1 protein-coding gene is annotated in these 1,593 nt (G+C 65.4%); it reads right to left on the reverse strand.

What is annotated here, in order from left to right; all coding sequences use genetic code 11:
- Window positions 1–20: 20 nt before the first annotated feature.
- Window positions 21–1,593 (reverse strand): alpha-amylase family glycosyl hydrolase (locus tag SR3_RS30230; protein ID WP_068095119.1); only part of this gene is annotated, 1,573 nt, incomplete at its 5' end.

A 1,593-nucleotide genomic window follows, 5' to 3' on the forward strand; every position in this document is an offset into this window, starting at 1 on the left:
CATTCTCTCTTCTCTTCACCTCACCCCTTCCTGCCTGTCTCGACCAACAAGGCAGCGTAAGGCGGCAGGCTGGCGCTGTTCGCGCCATTCACCGCCAGCACCGTGCTGCCCTCGGGCGCGGTGTAAGCCACCGCCCCGCCCGAGAGGTTGAAGGCGCAGGTGATGCTCTGCCCCTCGTGGCTGCGGGTGAAGGTCAGCAAGCCGCCATCGGCCTTGGCGTCCGTCAGCGCGCCCAGCTTCAGCGCCGGGTGCTGTTCGCGCAGGGCCAGCATCGCGCGGGTCCAGTGCAGCTGGCTCTCGGGATCGGCTTCCTGCCCGGCCACCGCCTTGGCGATGTTTACCGGCGAGAGCGGCAGCCATGGCTCACCTTGCGTGAAGCCGGCGTGGAAATGCTCGCCATCCCACGGCATGGGGGTGCGCACGCCGTCGCGGCTCAGGGTCAGGGGCCAGTTGGCGATGGCCTCGGGGTCTTTGAGCAGATGGAACGGGATCTCGTCCTGTTCGAGGCCCAGTTCCTGCCCCTGGTAGAGGAAGATGTTGCCGCGCAGGCTCGCCAGCAGGGCGGCGGTCAGGCGGGCGAAGGCGGCGCGGTGGTCCTCGCTCACCCAGCGCGAGATATGGCGCGGGGCGTCGTGGTTCTCGAAGGCCCAGCTGGGCCAGCCTTCGGGCAGGCTTTCCGCCGAGGGTTCCTGCCCCCATTGCGACAGGGCCTTGACCACCAGGTCGGCGGTGAGGTCCGGCGCGTAGAGGAAATCGAAGCTGTAGGCCGAGGACAGGCGCTGGTCGCCCGCCGTGTAGGCCTTCATCAGGGGCACGGCCTCGTCTCCGCCCACTTCGGCGACGGTGAAGGTGGCGCCATACGCGACGCAGAGCGCCGCGATCTTCTCGACGAAGCCCACCACATCGGGGTGGTTCTGGCTGTTGACCTTCTGCTGGAAATCGAAGGGGCGGGTGCGGGGGCGGCCATCTTCCGGCGCCGGAGGATTGTCGGTGAAGGCCGGGTCGAACATCGAGTGGTTCAGCGCATCGAGCCGGAAGCCATCCACGCCGCGATCCAGCCAGAAGCGCAGCGCATCGAGAGCCGCCTCTTGCACCGCCGGATTGTGGGCGTTGAGCTGGGGCTGCTCTTTCAGGAACTGGTGCATGTAATACTGCTGGCGGCGCGCGTCCCATGTCCATGCCGGGCCGCCGAAGACGGACTGCCAGTTGTTGGGTGGGGTGCCGTCCGCATTGGCGTCTTTCCAGACGTACCAGTCGGCTTTGTCATTGGCTTTGTCGGCGCGGCTCTGGGCAAACCATGGGTGTTTGTCGCTGGTGTGGGCGAAGACCATGTCGATGGTGACTTTCAAGCCCAGAGCATGAGCCTTCTCCACCAGAGCATCGAAATCCGCCAGCGTGCCGAAGATGGGATCGACATCGCAATAGTCCGCCACGTCATAGCCGAAATCGGCCATCGGGCTGGTGTAGAACGGGCTGATCCAGATCGCATCCACCCCAAGGCCGGCAATATAATCCAGACGCGCGGTGATCCCGGCAAGATCGCCAATCCCGTCCCCATTGCTATCCGCAAAACTGCGAGGGTAAATCTGGTAG

Origin of the sequence: Novosphingobium rosa NBRC 15208 (assembly GCF_001598555.1) — a bacterium.
GTDB lineage: Bacteria > Pseudomonadota > Alphaproteobacteria > Sphingomonadales > Sphingomonadaceae > Novosphingobium > Novosphingobium rosa.